12 protein-coding genes, 1 tRNA gene and 1 pseudogene are annotated in these 16,661 nt (G+C 65.2%); 8 read left to right on the top strand and 6 right to left on the bottom strand.

What is annotated here, in order from left to right; genetic code table 11:
• The first annotated feature begins 738 nt into the window (after positions 1–738).
• The gene (locus tag OKW37_RS13095; RefSeq protein WP_429406057.1) at positions 739–1,056 is read left to right on the top strand and encodes a hypothetical protein; all 318 of its coding nucleotides are present in this window, start codon (positions 739–741) and stop codon (positions 1,054–1,056) included.
• A 427-nt stretch (positions 1,057–1,483) separates the two neighbouring features.
• On the opposite strand, the gene OKW37_RS13090 is transcribed toward OKW37_RS13095, so the two are convergent.
• Positions 1,484–2,938: a DUF6538 domain-containing protein gene (locus OKW37_RS13090; RefSeq protein WP_429406061.1), complete on the bottom strand. Its 1,455-nt coding sequence runs from the start codon at positions 2,936–2,938 to the stop codon at positions 1,484–1,486.
• Between the two features lie 95 nt (positions 2,939–3,033).
• Positions 3,034–3,120 (bottom strand) — tRNA-Leu (locus OKW37_RS13085).
• Positions 3,121–3,350: 230 nt separating this feature from the next.
• Between OKW37_RS13085 and OKW37_RS13080 the strand changes: the two genes are divergently transcribed.
• Complete coding sequence (locus OKW37_RS13080; RefSeq protein ID WP_429406065.1) at positions 3,351–4,187, top strand: squalene/phytoene synthase family protein; 837 nt, start codon at positions 3,351–3,353, stop codon at positions 4,185–4,187.
• 42 nt (positions 4,188–4,229) lie between these two features.
• Here the strand turns inward: OKW37_RS13080 and OKW37_RS13075 are convergent.
• Both OKW37_RS13075 and OKW37_RS13070 read right to left on the bottom strand, forming a co-directional pair.
• A pseudogene (locus OKW37_RS13075) lies at positions 4,230–5,442 on the bottom strand (DUF1800 family protein).
• A 387-nt stretch (positions 5,443–5,829) separates the two neighbouring features.
• Positions 5,830–6,156 (bottom strand): hypothetical protein, encoded by a 327-nt coding sequence (locus tag OKW37_RS13070; RefSeq protein ID WP_187610122.1) that lies wholly within the window; start codon positions 6,154–6,156, stop codon positions 5,830–5,832.
• Positions 6,157–6,383: 227 nt separating this feature from the next.
• Here OKW37_RS13070 and ompR point away from each other — a divergent pair, with 227 nt between their 5' ends.
• From ompR to OKW37_RS13055, 3 genes are all read left to right on the top strand, one after another.
• Positions 6,384–7,118, top strand: coding sequence for a two-component system response regulator OmpR (gene ompR, locus OKW37_RS13065; RefSeq protein WP_006048917.1), 735 nt, complete (start codon positions 6,384–6,386; stop codon positions 7,116–7,118).
• A 43-nt stretch (positions 7,119–7,161) separates the two neighbouring features.
• Entirely contained in the window at positions 7,162–8,511 is a 1,350-nt protein-coding gene (locus OKW37_RS13060; protein WP_090804732.1) for an ATP-binding protein, read from the top strand.
• Between the two features lie 76 nt (positions 8,512–8,587).
• Positions 8,588–9,136 carry a peroxiredoxin gene (locus tag OKW37_RS13055; RefSeq protein WP_429406069.1) on the top strand — a complete coding sequence of 183 codons (549 nt, stop codon included), beginning with the start codon at positions 8,588–8,590 and terminating at the stop codon, positions 9,134–9,136.
• A 34-nt stretch (positions 9,137–9,170) separates the two neighbouring features.
• On the opposite strand, the gene ispF is transcribed toward OKW37_RS13055, so the two are convergent.
• Positions 9,171–9,650 (bottom strand): 2-C-methyl-D-erythritol 2,4-cyclodiphosphate synthase, encoded by a 480-nt coding sequence (gene ispF / locus OKW37_RS13050; RefSeq protein WP_018432029.1) that lies wholly within the window; start codon positions 9,648–9,650, stop codon positions 9,171–9,173.
• A gap of 82 nt (positions 9,651–9,732) precedes the next feature.
• Positions 9,733–10,446, bottom strand: a complete 714-nt coding sequence (ispD, locus tag OKW37_RS13045) for a 2-C-methyl-D-erythritol 4-phosphate cytidylyltransferase (RefSeq protein WP_429355492.1) — start codon at positions 10,444–10,446, stop codon at positions 9,733–9,735.
• A 121-nt stretch (positions 10,447–10,567) separates the two neighbouring features.
• Between ispD and mfd the strand changes: the two genes are divergently transcribed.
• From mfd to OKW37_RS13030, 3 genes are all read left to right on the top strand, one after another.
• Complete coding sequence (gene mfd / locus OKW37_RS13040) at positions 10,568–14,047, top strand: transcription-repair coupling factor (RefSeq protein ID WP_429406073.1); 3,480 nt, start codon at positions 10,568–10,570, stop codon at positions 14,045–14,047.
• Between the two features lie 170 nt (positions 14,048–14,217).
• Positions 14,218–15,450, top strand: coding sequence for an acetylornithine deacetylase (gene argE, locus OKW37_RS13035; RefSeq protein WP_429355490.1), 1,233 nt, complete (start codon positions 14,218–14,220; stop codon positions 15,448–15,450).
• An 89-nt stretch (positions 15,451–15,539) separates the two neighbouring features.
• A complete protein-coding gene (locus OKW37_RS13030) occupies positions 15,540–16,574 on the top strand; it encodes a threonine ammonia-lyase (RefSeq protein ID WP_429406076.1) in 1,035 nt (344 codons plus the stop codon).
• Positions 16,575–16,661 lie beyond the last annotated feature (87 nt).

Below are 16,661 nucleotides of genomic sequence, written 5' to 3'. Positions count from 1 at the left end.
CGGCTGCGGGTGCAGACGCAGGCGCGCGCCCTACTCTGTCCGCTGAAGCCGATGCACGCCCGGTAACACGGCCACCTATGGGAAGTAAATGGCGATGACCGGCGAGGTGCGTGGGCGAGGCCGTCCGCCATTCCGCTGGCCGCTGGCGACCGGCGCTTGTCGCGCGTTCCACCACGGCAGGCACCTGAGCCGCGCATTGATCCAGCACGCGAAAGCCTGTCCGCAGTGCGAGGCGTTCCACGCCCGGCGCTTCGGGGCGATCCGATGGCGGGCGGCGTGGGCGAAACAGCCGACCTATCAGGGGCGACCGTGCGACAGGTGCGGCAGCACCGGCAGGCGTCCGCATGACGGCGAGTGCTACAGGTGCGCGACAGGGCGACGACCGCTAGACGCGGCGAACCTGAAGCCGGGACTTCGAGCAGACGGGCGCTCACGTATGGGACGGGCTGAATGGCTCAGGCGACAGGCCGCGACGGCAGACCGCGACAGGGTAGACGCCCGGCACGCCGAGCACGGCGACGGATGGCGGGCCGAGGGCGAGCGGTACGGCGACGGGCGGATTCATGTCCGCGTGCTGAACCTTGGCCGCTGGCCGCGACGCAAGCCCGGCGAAGCAGTCTTTAACGATCCGCAGTTCCACCGGCACCCGACGAGGGGCCACATTATCCGGCTGTACGACGGACCCAGCGACGGGCCGCTGTCGGCCCTACTTCACACACTCACCAAGGACGAGACGACATGAGCACAGAGGCAGCAGCGAAGGTACAGGCCGCGAATGAGCGGCAGGCGATGCACCGGGAGGAATTCACCGCACGGACTGGACAGGGCCGCGTACCCAGCGACGCATTGAACTATGCAGCGATTCAGCAGGCCGACGCCGAGCGCGTAGAGCGGCGGGCGGCGGGCGGCGCTTCTGTATTCGTACGAGCGGACCTGAACACAACGCCGGGCGGGGTGATGTCCCGCGAAGAACTGCGGGCCGATCAACTGCGACGCTGCGGGCCGGGGCGAGTGCCCTTCGTTGGCGGCGAGTTCGATCCTATGGGCAGGCTGTAGGCCCGGACATTTGCCCGGACATTTGCCCTGTTTTGGGAGGCGTCGATTCGGCGCTTTCCCTTGCGGGGCGGGCTTCTCCGGGCGGCTTCTGTTTGTCGTGATAGTGGTATCTGGCTGCGCTGAAATGCGAACGCGGGGCGGTGAAAGCCGTCTTGCGTTGCGCCGAAAATCTGTTGCAAGCAGCCGCTGAGAGGCGCGGCATGCTCGCCGCGTAGTGAACCCGACGGGCCAACGATGTAGACTGGCCCAACACTAAAGGAGGATTCAATGCAGCCGCCAGAAGTGAACGAAGGACAAGACCTGTGCCCGCGCTGCGGCGGGCGCGGGTTCCTTGACGCGCTCATGCAGCGAGTGTGCAGCCGATGCAGAGGCTGCGGCGTGGTGGACGATCAGCCCACCAGCGGGACGGCAAGGCCGCGTCGTAGCGTTACGCCGCGCCGGATACCTGCGGGTACGGCAGCGCATTCAGCGCGGCGAGCATGACGGCTGGACTGATCGTCGTATAGCTGACCCGGCCTGATGATCCCTGTGCGGCATGGCCGGTGATGGCGTCCGCTGTCTCCACGCCGATACTCTTGGCCGCAAGCGCAGACCGTATCCAGTGCCGGAAGCGGTGTGAGCCGTTCAAGTCACCGAGAGGTAGACCGGCATCCTTGCGGAAACCGAGGAACCAGCGGACAGCCGTATCAGCAGGCCCGCGAGCACGGCCAACCATCGTAGGGAATGCAGGACCACCCGCACGGCTACCGTCCATGACTGAGACGAGCCACTCAGCGAACCACGGATCGGCCAACAGGTGCGCGGCGAGCGGGATTGTGCGTTCGCTCTCTGCCCTCTTGACGGTCCCTGCTTCTGCCGTGATGCGGATAGCCGTGATGCCGTCGTGCCGCTGGAAGTCGCCGCGCCTTAGCTGAGCTATCTCGCCAATGCGCGCTCCGGTGTGCAGTAGGATCAGCAGCAAGGCGCGACCATCGGCAGGCGCTACATCGTGCCAGTGCTGGACGGTCTCCATGCGGTCCGAGAACAGCGGGTGCCCGAACATCAGTCTTAGCTCGGCATCCGTCCACGGCTCCCGTTTCCCGGCTCCGATGCCCTTGTCGAATGACAGGTCCAGCGGATTCTGTGCGATCAAGTCATCTTTGGCGGCAACCGAGAGCAGCGCCGTGATGCACGACGCGTAGTTGTGGGCTGTCTTACGCCCGAAGCCGCGAGCAGCCTGATCCAGCAGGAACCGCACGAAGGCCGCGCCGTGGACCTTCTTCAGATCGGCCAAGGGGATGACGCCTACCGCTTGCTCGAACAGCGTCAGCGCCCTCTCCGTCCGCCGCACGGCATCATCCTTCGGGGCGTTCCGGGCAACCCATGAGGGCACGACATCGCGGAGTGTCTTTACCGGCTGAGATGGGCGCGGCTGCGGGTGATCTGCTACTTGTCCGGACTGTTTCTTGGCGTCGGCGTCTAGGCGGCGCTCGACCGCACGCTCCATCTGCACACGCCGTTCAACCTCGCGGTCGAACTCCAGAGCAGCGTCCTCGTCTGCGCCTTCGTCGCGGGCGTGACTGACTATCGACTGATACCAGTCCTCAGCCTCCGAGCGGTCGCGTTCGGCGTCCTCGCTGGCACGGCGCGCAGTGTCGGCGTCGGTTTGGGCCGCTGTCAGAACATCATCAAGGGATTTCTTTGCTCGGGCTGCCGACCGGCGCGCTGACCATTCGGAATCGAGCTTGACCGACTCTATGCGGCAAAGGCGTTCGGCTTCGCGCCGGTCGGCTGTACCGAGGGCGCGGGTTACTTCGACTTTGCCGACGATTGAGACGAGATCGAGTGGGACGCGGCGGCGGATGTAGTAACGGGAACCGCGCTTGACGAGGTGTGTGCACATGGCTGGATTCTACGCGCTGTGTAGCATCCACACGGACACGGAGCCGCGCCAGATAAGGCTGACAGGCCCGAAGGCCCGCCAGCTATAGCAATTTCTGGTGCGAGGGAGGGGACTCGAACCCCTACACCCTTGCGGGCGTCAGGACCTAAACCTGGTGCGTCTACCAATTTCGCCACCCTCGCAGCCGGGTACGCCGCAATGCGTCGCGCCCGATTGTCCTGTGCACTCCCAAGCGCGCTGAACACGTGCCCGAAAGCGTAAGCGCGAGATTCTAACCGATTGATTCGCGCTTGTCTGCACCCGGCGGTATCTGCGCGCGCGACGCCGATGCTACAATTTTCGGCTCGTCGAGACGGGCGCCGCGACGGACGTCGGCGCCCTTCTCGCCAGTCCTTCCCCACACTCTCATCCCGTGAATTTCGACGACTATTGCCAGCAGAAAGCGGCGCCCCCAGGATCGAGCACCTACTATGCGCTTCGCCAGGCGCGCGCCGCCAGTCAGCCGCTGTTGACGGCGCTCTTCGCATTGCGTCGCGAGTTCGAGGAAACGGTCAAGGAGACGAGCGATCCGGCGGTCGGCCGCACGAAGCTCGCGTGGTGGCAGAAAGAAATTGCCGCGCTGGCCGCCGGCTCGCCGTCGCATCCGGTGTCCAAGGCACTCGCGGCCTATCTGCCCGACGCGCAGGCCGAATGTCGGGCTCTGCAGGAACTGCTCGCGGGCTTCGAGATGGATCTCGACCAGGCACGCTATCTCGACTATCCGAACCTGCGGCGCTATGTGCAGGGTGTCGGTGGCAATTTTGCTTCGCTGGTGTCGCGCGCGGCTGCAACCGGATCGGCCGACGATGCCGCGCATGCGTCGGCGTGGGCCGCTCCGCTCGGCGAGGCGCTGATGCTCGCGCAGTTCGTCGCCGAAACCGGCAACGATGCCCGGCACGGCCGCATCTACGTTCCGATCGACGAGATGCAACGCTACAACGTCACCGCCGCCGATCTGATCAACCGCAAATACACCGACGCTTTCACCGAGCTGATGCGGTTCGAAACGAATCGCGCGCGCGACGCGGTGCAGACCGCGCTCGCCGCGGTGCCCGCCAGCGCGCGGCGCGCGCAGCGCACGCTGCTCGCGCTCGCGGCGCTCGCGTTGGCGTTGCTCGATGAAATCGAGCACGACGGTTATCACGTGCTGCATCAACGCATCGCGTTGACGCCGCTCCGCAAGCTATGGATCGCGTGGCGCGCGAAGTAGCCTGAGCGCCGGGCGCGTCGATTCGCGCCCAGCGCCCAGCGCTCACGCCCGCAGCAACGGCAGCGGCTCGAACCGCTGCTGCAGAATCGCAGGCGCGTCCAACCCCCACCAGGGCCCGAGCACCGTCGCATAAAGCTGGCGAAAATCCACGCCGACCGGCAGGTTGCCATTCCCATCGAGCCGCGCAAGCATCGGCGGGACGCCAAACAAACCGCCCTGCACGCGACCGCCCGTCACGAAGTGCGGCGCCAGCGTGCCGTGATCGGTGCCGCTACTCTGGTTCTCGCGCGGACGGCGCCCGAATTCCGCGCACGTCATCACGAGCGTATCGTTCCACCGGCCCAACTCGGCGAGCGCGGCCTGCATCGCCACCATCCCTTGCGCGAACTGTTTGAGCAACTCGGCCTGTTGTCCCGGCTGGTTCTGGTGCGTATCGAAACCGTTCAGCGTTAGCCGGATCACGGCCACGCCCTGCCCGCTCAACGGCTGCTCCTGTGGCGCGCGTCCGGCGCCAGCTATCTTCAGCGTGTCCGAAGCGGCCAGCACCTGCATTGCCGTTTTGATCGAACTGCCGAACGCGCCGCCCGGAAACGCGGTCTTCAACTGAGGCTGCCATTGCGTCGCACGCAGACGACCGGCCGGTTTCACGATGTCGTTTTCGACGTCGAGAAGAGGCGCGAGCGCGGGATTGACCAGCGCGATCGCGCGCGCCGTTTGCGAGCGGCCCCATTTCGGCGCGGCCGATCACGACGCCGTCGGCCGCGAAACCGATGGGCACCGGCCTCATCGCGAACGCGCGCGTGAGCCAGCCGTCGCGCAGATATTGGTCGGAGCGTGACGCGGTATCCCAGATCTCGATCGAACGGAAATGCGACAGGTTCGGCTGCGCATAGCTGACGCCCTGCACGATCGCGAGCTGCCGGCTGCGCGAGAGCGGCATCAGCGGCTCCAACGCGGGATGCAGCGCGATGCGCTCGTCGAGCTGGATCATCGGTTCGCGTTTGATGCCGATGTTTTTGCGCAGCACGAGGTACGCAGGATCGGCGAACGGGATCACGGTGTTAAAACCGTCGTTGCCGCCTTTCAGCGTCGAACTGTTGATCCAGGACGCGCCGCCCGGCCATCCTTTGACGTTCGGCGGATCGAACAGGTCGTCGCCGAGCGCGCGTATCTGCGCGGCGAACGGCGCCGTGTCGTCGTAGCCGACAGCGAATGCGCGCAGCGCGCCGATCACGAACTCGACCGGCGACTTCACCAGCACCCCGCGATTGCCATCGCTCCAGAACGCATCGCTGAGAAAAGAGCGCGCGTAGCGTCACCTCGATGTCATAACCGCTCGCGCGAAACTGCATGGCGATCGGCTCGACGCGTGCCGGGTCCGGCGTGTCGGAGATGTGACGCTGATCCGGCGTCCATGCGTTGCGCTCGGCGCGCGTTGGGATCGGCTCGAATACAGTCGGGAGGTCGCGATATCGCTTCGCGGCGCGCTCGTGAGTAGCGTGACATCGTGAGCCGAGGCGCCTGTATGCACGAAGACGCGCACAAAAACGCGCCGGCGCTGGCGACTCAACGGAGCAGCGGATCAGAAAGTGGACGCTGAAGATGCAACGGGATTTTTCACGCGGCAATGCGCGCGCTGGGATTAACGCTTGTACAACTCGCGCACGGCGTCTTCGATGTGCTGCCGCAACAGCCGACGCTCTTCGGGCGTCATATGCCCGTCGCGGCGACGTTGATCGAGATCGGGGGGAACCGCGGTGCGCAGCATCGCGTCAGAGGCAGGGCGATCGATGCTCGGGTTGTGGCGGCTGGTTCTGCCATTACCCGAGCGGGGCGCATGCTCGCTCGCCGCTCTATCCGCGGACGGCTGCGCATGAGCGAGCGTCGGGCCCAGTGTGCCTGCCAGCGTACCGGCAACCGCCAGTGCAATCACGCTCAGGCGCACGTTTGGCCAAACCCCTCCCTTCATGTTGTTCCCTTCGTGGCGCGGCAACCGGCTACCTCAGATGCGTATACAAACCCCGGTAACAGCCGGGTGCGAGAGTTTTGTCGAGTGAAGTATCCACCGAACAGCCGCATTCAGTAAAGCAGTCTAAACGCGCATACTTTACGTCGCGCCACACCGCGGGTAAATTTTGTAACCGACTGTAACCCCAGAAATGGTGTAACCGCGCACCACTTTCTAATCGCGCTAAGATGCCGACCATGGAAACCAAAAACCCTTCGAAAATCCTCGTCGTCGACGACGATCCACGCCTGCGCGATCTTCTGCGCCGCTACCTCGGCGAACAAGGCTTCAACGTCTACGTCGCCGAAAATGCGCCGTCAATGAACAAGCTCTGGGTGCGCGAGCGCTTCGATCTGCTGGTGCTCGATCTGATGCTGCCCGGTGAGGACGGCCTGTCGATCTGCCGGCGACTGCGCGGCAGCAACGACCGCACGCCGATCATCATGCTGACGGCCAAGGGTGAGGATGTCGATCGCATCGTCGGCCTCGAGATGGGTGCCGACGACTATCTGCCCAAGCCGTTCAATCCGCGCGAACTGGTCGCGCGCATTCACGCGGTGCTGCGTCGCCAGTCGCCGTCCGAATTGCCGGGCGCTCCGTCCGAGACCACCGAGGTCTTCGAGTTCGGCGAGTTCGCGCTGAATCTCGCCACCCGCACGCTGACCAAGGCCGGCCAGGAAATTCCGCTCACCACCGGTGAGTTCTCGGTGCTGAAGGTATTCGCGCGTCATCCGCGTCAGCCGCTGTCGCGCGAAAAGCTGATGGAACTCGCACGCGGCCGTGAATACGAGGTCTTCGACCGCAGCCTCGACGTGCAGATCTCGCGTCTGCGCAAGCTGATCGAGCCGGATCCGGGCAGCCCGCGCTTCATTCAGACCGTGTGGGGCCTCGGCTACGTCTTCATCCCCGACGGTGCAGCCTGAGTTTGTGCTCCGTTTTCGTTTCTGTGTCACATAAGAAGGGCCCATGCGGATCGACCGGCGCCTCCTGACGCTCGCGTTCGGCGGCCTTTTCTGGCGGACCTTTCTGCTGATCGCGCTGTTGATCGCAGTCAGTCTCGCCGCGTGGTTCCAGAGCTTTCGCGTGATCGAGCGTGAGCCGCGCGCGCAGCGCGTGGCTCTGCAACTCGTCGCGATCGTCAAGCTCACGCGCACCGCACTCCTCTATTCCGATCCCGACCTGCGGCGCGCGTTGCTGCAGGATCTGGAGAGCAACGAAGGGGTGCGCGTGTACCCGCGCGAAGCCACCGACAAATACAAACTCCAGCCCGACGAATCGTTGAATCGCCTGATCGAGCACGACATCCGCGGCCGTCTCGGCGACGACACCATAATCGCGCAGAGCGTCAACGATATCAACGGCGTATGGATCAGCTTCAAGATCGACGACGACGATTACTGGGTCGCGCTCGACCGCGATCAGCTCGACAACGCCACCGGCCTGCAATGGGCCGGCTGGGGCGTGTTCGCGCTCGCGCTGTCGCTGTTCGGCGCGGCGTTCATCACGAGTCTGGTGAACCGGCCGTTCGCGCGTCTGGCGATGGCCGCGCGCCGGGTCGGCTCGGGGCAATCGCCCGAGCCGCTGCCCGAGCGCGGCATGGGTGTGGCCGCCGAAACCAATCGAAGCTTCAACCAGATGGTGCGCGACCTCGAACAGCTCGAGGCGGACCGCGCGCTGATGCTCGCGGGCATCTCGCACGATCTGCGCACGCCGCTCGCACGGCTGCGGCTCGAGACCGAAATGAGCCCGTCCGATCAGGCCACCAAGGACGCGATGGTCGACGACATCGAGCAAATGGACATGATCATCGGCCGCTTCCTCGACTACGCGCGTCCCGTGCAGCGTGTGCCGGAACCGGTGGACCTCTCGGTGATCGCGAGCGAACTCGCCGCACGCATGCAAAGCGAGGACAGCATGCGGCTGATCACGCGGCTCGCTCCGTCGGCGGTGATCGAGGCCGATGAAACCGACATGCGTCGCGTGGTCGGCAATCTGCTCGAGAACGCGCGCAAATATGGCCTCAGCGACGGCGACGGTGTGCCGCGCGTCATTCTCGAAACGCGCGTGTCGCACTCGCGCGTCGAACTCTCGGTGGTCGACGAAGGCCCCGGCATTCCCGAAGACCAGCTCGCGCTCGTCACGCGGCCGTTCTATCGTGTGAATTCGGCGCGCACCCAGGCCAACGGCACGGGCCTCGGCATGGCGATCGTGCAGCGGCTCGTCGCCCGTTATCGCGGCGCGCTGCGGCTGCGCAACCGCTCGCCCGGACCCGGGCTTGAAGTGACGATCGAGTTTCCGCTCGCGAAAAGCGCGTGAGCCGACGACGCGCGGCACCGCGCGCCGTCGCCATTCGAAACACGCCGCTTGTTGCGACTTCCGAAGGAGCCTTTGCATGAAAACCGTTGGCGATAAACTCGAAGCGTTCACCGTCATTGCCGCCAAGCCGGGCTTCAACCATCACGAAGAACACGGCGTCTCGGCGTTCGAATACATCACCGAGCAGTCGTTTCCAGGCAAATGGAAAATCATTTACTTCTATCCGAAGGATTTTTCGTTGGTCTGCCCGACGGAAATCGTCGAATTCAGCAAGCTCGTCAAGGAGTTCGAGGACCGCGAGGCCGTGCTGCTTGGCGGCAGCGTCGACAATGAATATGTGAAGCTCGCATGGCGCCGCGAGTACAAGGAGCTCGACAGGCTCAACCACTACTCGTTCGGCGACGTGAAAGGCGAGCTGATCGACCAGCTCGGCGTGCGCGACAAGGAAGCGGGCGTCGCGCTGCGCGCGACCTTTATCGTCGATCCGGACAACACGATCCAGCACGTGTCGGTCAACAATCTGTACGTGGGCCGTAATCCCGAAGAAGTGCTGCGCATCCTCGACGGCCTGCAAACGGACGAGCTGTGTCCGAGCAATCGGACGATTGGCGGCGCGACGCTGTAAGCGGCACCGCCCGTCACCCAAACAAAAAACCCGTTCAGCTCCTGACCAACAACACCGCGGCCTGCGCCTCGATGCCCTCGCCGCGGCCGAGATAACCGAGCTTCTCGTTCGTCTTCGCCTTGACGTTCACGCGCTCGATCGGCAGACCGAGGTCCGCCGCGATATTGGCGCGCATCCCTTCGATATGCGGTGCGAGCTTCGGCGCCTGCGCGATCACGCTGCTGTCGACGTTGCCGATCGCAAAGCCGGCCGCCTTCACGCGCGCCACGCATTCGCGCAGCAGCACGCGGCTGTCGGCGCCGGCGAACTTCGCGTCGGTATCGGAGAAGTGGCGGCCGATATCGCCCAACGCGGCCGCGCCAAACAGCGCGTCGGTGATCGCGTGCAGCAGCACATCCGCGTCCGAGTGACCGAGCAGCCCGCGCTCGTACGGAATCGTTACGCCGCCGATGATCAACGCGCGCCCCGGCACCAGCGCATGCACGTCGTAGCCCTGCCCAATTCTGAAATCCATGTGCGTCACGTCCTCAAGTGCTGAAGCTTTTAAAGCTTCTTTAAAGCCTTTCTAAATCTTTCCAATGTGCCCAGGCGCGGTTTCACGAACCGGCGGGGCGGCTCAGAATCGCCTCGGCCAGATCGAAATCTTCCGGATACGTGACCTTGAAGTTACGCAGGCTGCCTTGCACGAGCTTCGGCGCGTGGCCCGACCATTCGATCGCGCTCGCCTCGTCGGTCAGATCGTGGCCGTCGGCCTGCGCGCGCAGGATCGCCTCGCGCAGCATGCCGATGCGGAACATCTGCGGCGTCTGCGCCTGCCACAAGCCGTCACGCGCTTCGGTATGGGCGATGCGGCCATCGGCCGACGCGCTGTCGATACGCTTCAAGGTATCGGCGACCGGCAACGCCATGATGCCGCCGACCGCATCGTCCTTGAGCGAACCGATCAGCGTACGGATCAGCGCCGCCGTGATGCCCGGCCGCGCCGCGTCGTGCACGAGCACCCAGTCGGCGTCGTGGGCGCCGAACTCGGCGAGCGCGTGCAGACCGTTGAGCACCGACGCCTGGCGCGACGCGCCGCCCACGCGACGCACCGCGAAGCGCAGATTGCCGAAGCGGCGGGCGTCGAAGTGCTGGTCGTCGGGCGCGATGACGACGAGCGTCTGCGTGAATTCGCTGCACGCGTCGAACGCGGCGAGCGAGTAATGCAGCATGTCGCGGCCGGCGACGGTGCGGTATTGCTTGGGCATCGCGGCGCCGGAACGGCTGCCGGTGCCTGCGCACGGGATCAGGGCAAAGAGACGGGAAGTCACGAGTGCGGATGCCGCCAGGTCAAAGTAAAGGACGGATTTTATAATAGGTCCTTCGCATCCACGCCCATACACGCGTAAACTTGGCCGTCGCGTGAGCCCAGAGCCGCCCTTTTTCTCCTTTATGCCAGACATCGCCGCATCCTCGCAGTCCACCCCGCCCGTCGCGCTCGTCAAGGCCGGCCAGCGTTTCGCCTTCGACGGCACGCGCGGTTCGTCCGACGCGCTGCTGATCGCCCGCTACCATCTCGCGTATCGCGAGAAGATGCCGCTGCTTGCGGTGGTCTGCGAAAGCGCGCTCGACGCGCAGCGGCTGTCGCAGGAAATCGGCTTCTTCGCGCCGGACGCGCGCGTGCGCCTCCTGCCCGACTGGGAGACGCTGCCTTACGACACGTTTTCGCCGCACCAGGACCTCGTCTCCGAGCGTCTCGCGACGCTGCACGACCTCGGCGAAGGCCGCTGCGACATCCTGCTCGTGCCGGCCACGACGGCCTTGTACCGGATGCCGCCCGCGTCGTTTCTGGCCGCCTACACGTTCTCGTTCTCGCAAGGCGAGCGGCTCGACGAAGCGAAGCTGAAGGCGCAGCTGACGCTCGCCGGCTACGAGCACGTGAGCCAGGTGGTGCGTCCCGGCGAATATTGCGTGCGCGGCTCACTGCTCGATCTGTTCCCGATGGGCTCGCCGCTGCCCTACCGGATCGACCTGTTCGACGACCAGGTCGACTCGATCCGCGCGTTCGACCCCGACACGCAGCGCAGCCTCTATCCGGTCAAGGACGTGCGCCTGCTGCCGGGCCGCGAATTCCCGTTCGACGAGGCCGCGCGCACGGCATTCCGCAGCCGCTGGCGCGAGACTTTCGAGGGCGATCCGAGCCGCGCGTCGATCTATAAAGACATCGGCAACGGCGTGCCGTCGGCGGGTATCGAATACTATCTGCCGCTGTTCTTCGAGGAGACGGCCACCCTCTTCCATTACCTGCCCGACGGTTCGCAACTCGCGTTCGTCGGCGATCTGGACGCGGCGATCCGGCGCTTCACCAACGACACGAAGCAGCGCTTCAATTTCCTGTCGCACGACCGCGACCGGCCGATTCTCGAACCGCACAAGCTGTTCCTGTCGGACGAGGATTTCTTCACGTTCGCGAAACCGTTCGCACGGCTCGTGCTGCCCACCAACGGCGACGGCGCCTGGTCGATCGCGCTGCCGAACCTCGCGATCGATCGTCACGCCGACGATCCCGTCTCGGCGCTGCGCGCGTATCTGAGCACGACGCCGAACCGGGTGCTGTTCGCCGCCGAATCGGCGGGCCGCCGCGAGACGCTACTGCAACTGCTCGCCGACAACCAGCTGAAGCCCGCCTCGGCCGACAGCTTCGCCGACTGGCTCAAGAGCGACGCGCGTTTCTCGCTCGGCGTCGCGCCGCTCGCGAACGGCTTCGCGCTGCCGGGCGACGGCATCGCGATCATCACCGAAACCGAGCTGTACGGGCCGCTCGCGCGCCGCGCGGGACGCCGCCGCCAGGAACAGGCGAGCAACGTCGATTCGATGGTGCGCGATCTGTCCGAGCTGAAGCTCGGCGACCCGGTCGTGCATTCGCAGCACGGTATCGGCCGCTACATGGGTCTCGTGACGATGGATCTCGGCGAAGGCGAAACCGAGTTCCTGCACCTCGAATACGCGGGCGACAGCAAGCTCTACGTGCCGGTCGCGCAATTGCACGTGATCTCGCGCTATAGCGGCGCCGATCCGGAAAGCGCGCCGCTGCATTCGCTCGGCTCGGGCCAATGGGAAAAGGCCAAGCGCAAGGCCGCGCAGCAGATCCGCGACACCGCCGCCGAGCTGCTCAACCTGTACGCCCGCCGTGCCGCCCGCGAGGGCCACGCGTTCGCGCTCGAACCGAAGGACTACGTGAAGTTCGCCGAGAGCTTCGGTTTCGAGGAAACGCCGGACCAGGCCGCCGCGATCGCGGCCGTGATCGGCGACATGACGAGCGGCAAGCCGATGGACCGGCTCGTGTGCGGCGACGTCGGCTTCGGCAAGACCGAGGTCGCATTGCGCGCGGCGTTCATCGCGGTGATGGGCGGCAAGCAGGTCGCGCTGTTGTCGCCGACCACGCTGCTCGCCGAGCAGCACACGCAAACCTTCAGCGACCGCTTCTCCGACTGGCCGGTGCGCATCGCCGAGCTGTCGCGCTTCAAGTCGACCAAAGAAGCCAACGCGGCGATCCGGCAGATCAACGAAGGCACGGTCGACATCGTGATCGGCACGCACAAGCTGCTGTCGTCGGACGTGCAGTTCAAGCGGCTCGGACTCGTGATCATCGACGAGGAGCATCGCTTCGGCGTGCGTCAGAAGGAGGCGCTGAAAGCGCTGCGCGCGGAAGTCGACGTGCTGACGCTGACCGCGACGCCGATTCCCCGTACGCTCGGTATGGCACTCGAAGGCCTGCGCGATTTTTCGGTGATCGCAACGGCGCCGCAAAAGCGCCTCGCGATCAAGACCTTCGTGCGGCGCGAGGAAGACAGCGTGATTCGCGAAGCAATGCTGCGCGAGTTGAAGCGCGGCGGCCAGGTCTACTTCCTGCACAACGAAGTCGAGACGATCCAGAATCGCCGGCAGATGCTCGAAGAGCTGGTGCCCGAAGCGCGCATCGCGGTCGCGCATGGACAGATGCACGAGCGGGAACTGGAGCGGGTGATGCGCGACTTCGTCGCGCAACGCGCGAACGTGCTGCTGTGCACGACGATCATCGAAACCGGCATCGACGTGCCGAGCGCGAACACGATCCTGATCCACCGCTCCGACAAGTTCGGCCTCGCGCAATTGCATCAGCTGCGTGGCCGGGTCGGCCGCTCGCATCACCAGGCGTACTCGTATCTGCTCGTGCACGATCCGCAGGGGCTCACCAAGCAGGCGCAACGGCGGCTCGAAGCGATCCAGCAGATGGAGGAACTCGGCTCGGGCTTCTATCTCGCGATGCACGACCTCGAAATTCGCGGCACCGGCGAGGTGCTCGGTGACAAGCAGTCGGGCGAGATTCACGAGATCGGCTTCCAGCTTTATACCGACATGCTCAACGACGCAGTGAGGGCGCTCAAGAACGGCAAGGAGCCAGACCTCACCGCGCCGCTCGCCGCGACCACCGAGATCAACCTGCATTCGCCGGCGATCCTGCCGTCGGACTATTGCGGCGACGTGCAGGAACGTCTGTCGCTGTACAAGCGCCTCGCGAACTGCGAACACAACGATTCGATCGACGGCATCCAGGAAGAACTGATCGACCGCTTCGGCAAGCTGCCGCCGCAGGCGCATGCGCTGGTGGAGACGCATCGACTGCGGCTCGCCGCGAAGCCGCTCGGCATTTCGAAGATCGATGCCGGTGAAGCGGTGATCGGCCTGCAGTTCATCCCCAATCCGCCCGTCGACGCGATGCGGATCATCGAGATGGTGCAGAAGCACAAGCACATCAAGCTCGCGGGTCAGGACAAGCTGCGAATCGAAACGCGCAGCCCGGATCTCGCGGTGCGCGTCGCGACCGTCAAGGAGACCTTGCGCGCGCTCGGTTCGCCGAGCCGCGGCACGGCGGCGGCGCCTGCTCGCTGAGCGCGGCACGCTGCGCGCACAGGCTCGTGAAAACCGCAAAAAACGGGGGGACGTCCCCCGTTTTTTGCATCGATGCTGCGCTGCGCCAACGCGAGCCCGGCTTTTTGGACATCCTGACGAAACTGCAATTTGGGATATGATCGATAGACACAAAACGCTGGAGTCATGTCATGTCTCACGTCGCTGAAACAGCGCAATCGTTGCAGTCGTCCGCCTCCTCCACGTCCCCCGCTTCTCCGATATCTCTGCCCTGGGTCACCCGTCTCGTGTCGATGGACACGGTGAGCCGCAATCCAAACCTCGGCCTGATCGAAACCGTGCGCGACGAGCTGCGCGCGGTCGGTATCGACGCGACGCTGACGCACGGCAAGGGCGGCAAATGGGCGAACCTGTTCGCGACCATTCCCGCGCACGACGGCGAAACGAACGGCGGCGTCGTGCTGTCGGGCCACACCGATGTCGTGCCGGTGGACGGCCAGCAATGGGACAGCGATCCGTTCAAGCCGGAGATTCGCGGTGACAAGCTCTATGGCCGCGGCACCTGCGACATGAAGGGCTTCATCGGCGCGGCGCTCGCGCTCGTGCCGGACATGCAGCGCACGAAGCTCGCGAAGCCGATCCACTTCGCGCTGTCGTTCGACGAGGAAGTGGGCTGCGTGGGCGCGCCGCTTCTGATCGCCGATCTGATGAAGCGCGGCGTGAAGCCGGACGGCTGCATCGTCGGCGAGCCGACCAGCATGCGCCCGATCATCGCGCACAAGGGCATCAACGCGTATCAGTGCTGCGTACGCGGCCAGGCCGCGCATTCGTCGCTGACGCCGAAGGGCTTGAACGCGATCGAGTACGCGGCTCGCCTGATCTGCTACATCCGCGACATGGCCGACCAGTTCCGCGCGCAAGGCCCCTTCGACGAACTGTACGACGTGCCGTTCAGCACCGCGCAGACCAGCACGATCACGGGCGGCAACGCAATCAACACGGTGCCGGCCGAATGCCAGTTCCAGTTCGAGTTCCGCAATCTGCCGACGCTCGATCCCGAGCAGATCTTCGCGCGCATCGACAGCTACGCGCGCGAAACGCTGCTGCCGAAAATGCTGCGCGAGCATCCGTCGGCCGCGATCGAGATCACGAAGATCGCCGCGGCGCCCGGACTCGATTCGTCTGAACAGGCCGCGATCACGCAGCTCGTCCGCGCGCTGACGGCCGACCAGGACAAGCGCAAGGTCGCATACGGCACCGAGGCCGGCCTGTTTTCGAACGCGGGGATTCCGAGCATCGTCTGCGGCCCCGGCGACATCCAGCAGGCGCATAAGGCGAACGAATTCGTCGAGCTCGCGCAGCTCGTCGCGTGCGAGCGCTTCTTGCGCAAGTTCATCCACAGCATGTCGGTCGAGGCCGCTTAGCCCGTTTCGTTGCAGCGGCGCGCAGCCGCAGTGAACCTGCGCGCCGAGCCACGGGCCTCAGCGACATCGACGACTCCGGAGCGACCGCCATGTCCAGCGCCATGCCGCAGCACACGGATCACACGATCGACGGTGAGCCGATCCCCACGCTCGACGACATCGCCGCGCAGCACTTCGCGTTGACGCCCTGGGTCGCGCGCACGCCGGTGTTCGACCGGCTCGACTTCTCGTCGCTGCGCGGCACCGTCGTCAATTTCAAGTTCGAGCTGCTGCAGGCGGGCGGCAGCTTCAAGGCACGCGGCGCCTTCACGAACCTGCTCGCGCTCGACGACGAGCAAAAGAGCGCGGGTGTCACCTGCGTGTCGGGCGGCAATCACGCGGTGGCGGTCGCCTATGCGGCGATGCGGCTCGGCGTCAGCGCCAAGGTCGTGCTGTTCAGCGCGGCGAATCCGGCCCGCGTCGCGTTGTGCCGCGAGTACGGCGCCGACATCGTCTATGCGGAAGATCTCGCCGAAGCGTTCGAACTGGTGCGCCGCGTCGAGGCCGAGGAAGGCCGCTATTTCGTGCATCCGTTCAACGGCTATCGCACGGTGCTCGGCTCGGCGACGCTCGGCTACGAATGGGCCACGCAAACGCCCGACCTCGAAGCGGTGATCGTGCCGATCGGCGGCGGCGGACTCGCGGCCGGGGTCTCCACCGCGCTGCGGCTCGCGAATCCGAACGTGCACGTGTACGGCGTCGAACCCGAAGGCTCGGACGTGATGAGCAAGAGTTTTGCCGCCAACCATACGGTCAGAATGGGCCACATGCACAGCATCGCCGATTCGCTGATGTCGCCGCATACCGAGCAATACAGCTACGAGCTGTGCCGCCGCCATGTCGATCGGATCGTCACCGTGTCCGACGACCAGTTGCGCGAGGCGATGCTGATCCTGTTCAATCAGCTGAAGCTCGCGGTCGAGCCGGCTTGCGCGGCCGCCACGGCCGGCTTGCTCGGACCGCTGCGCGAACAGTTGCAGGGCAAACGCGTGGGCCTGCTGCTGTGCGGCGCCAATATCGACCCGGTCAGTTTTGCCGCGCATCTGGAGCGCGCGCGCCATAGCGAGTCACAGTTTCCTCATTAGCGACGCGCAGCAGATGCGCTTGTTGCCTTGCGGCCAAAGCACTAGCCTATCCGCTTCAGGTTGGTATGATTCGGCTATTCACATCAG

It is taken from the genome of Paraburkholderia sp. MM5482-R2 (genome assembly GCF_050436125.1).
In the GTDB taxonomy this organism is placed as follows: Bacteria; Pseudomonadota; Gammaproteobacteria; order Burkholderiales; family Burkholderiaceae; genus Paraburkholderia; species Paraburkholderia tuberum.
Note: the sequence above shows the minus strand (reverse complement) of the source record. Positions and strands in the feature narration are given on the sequence as shown.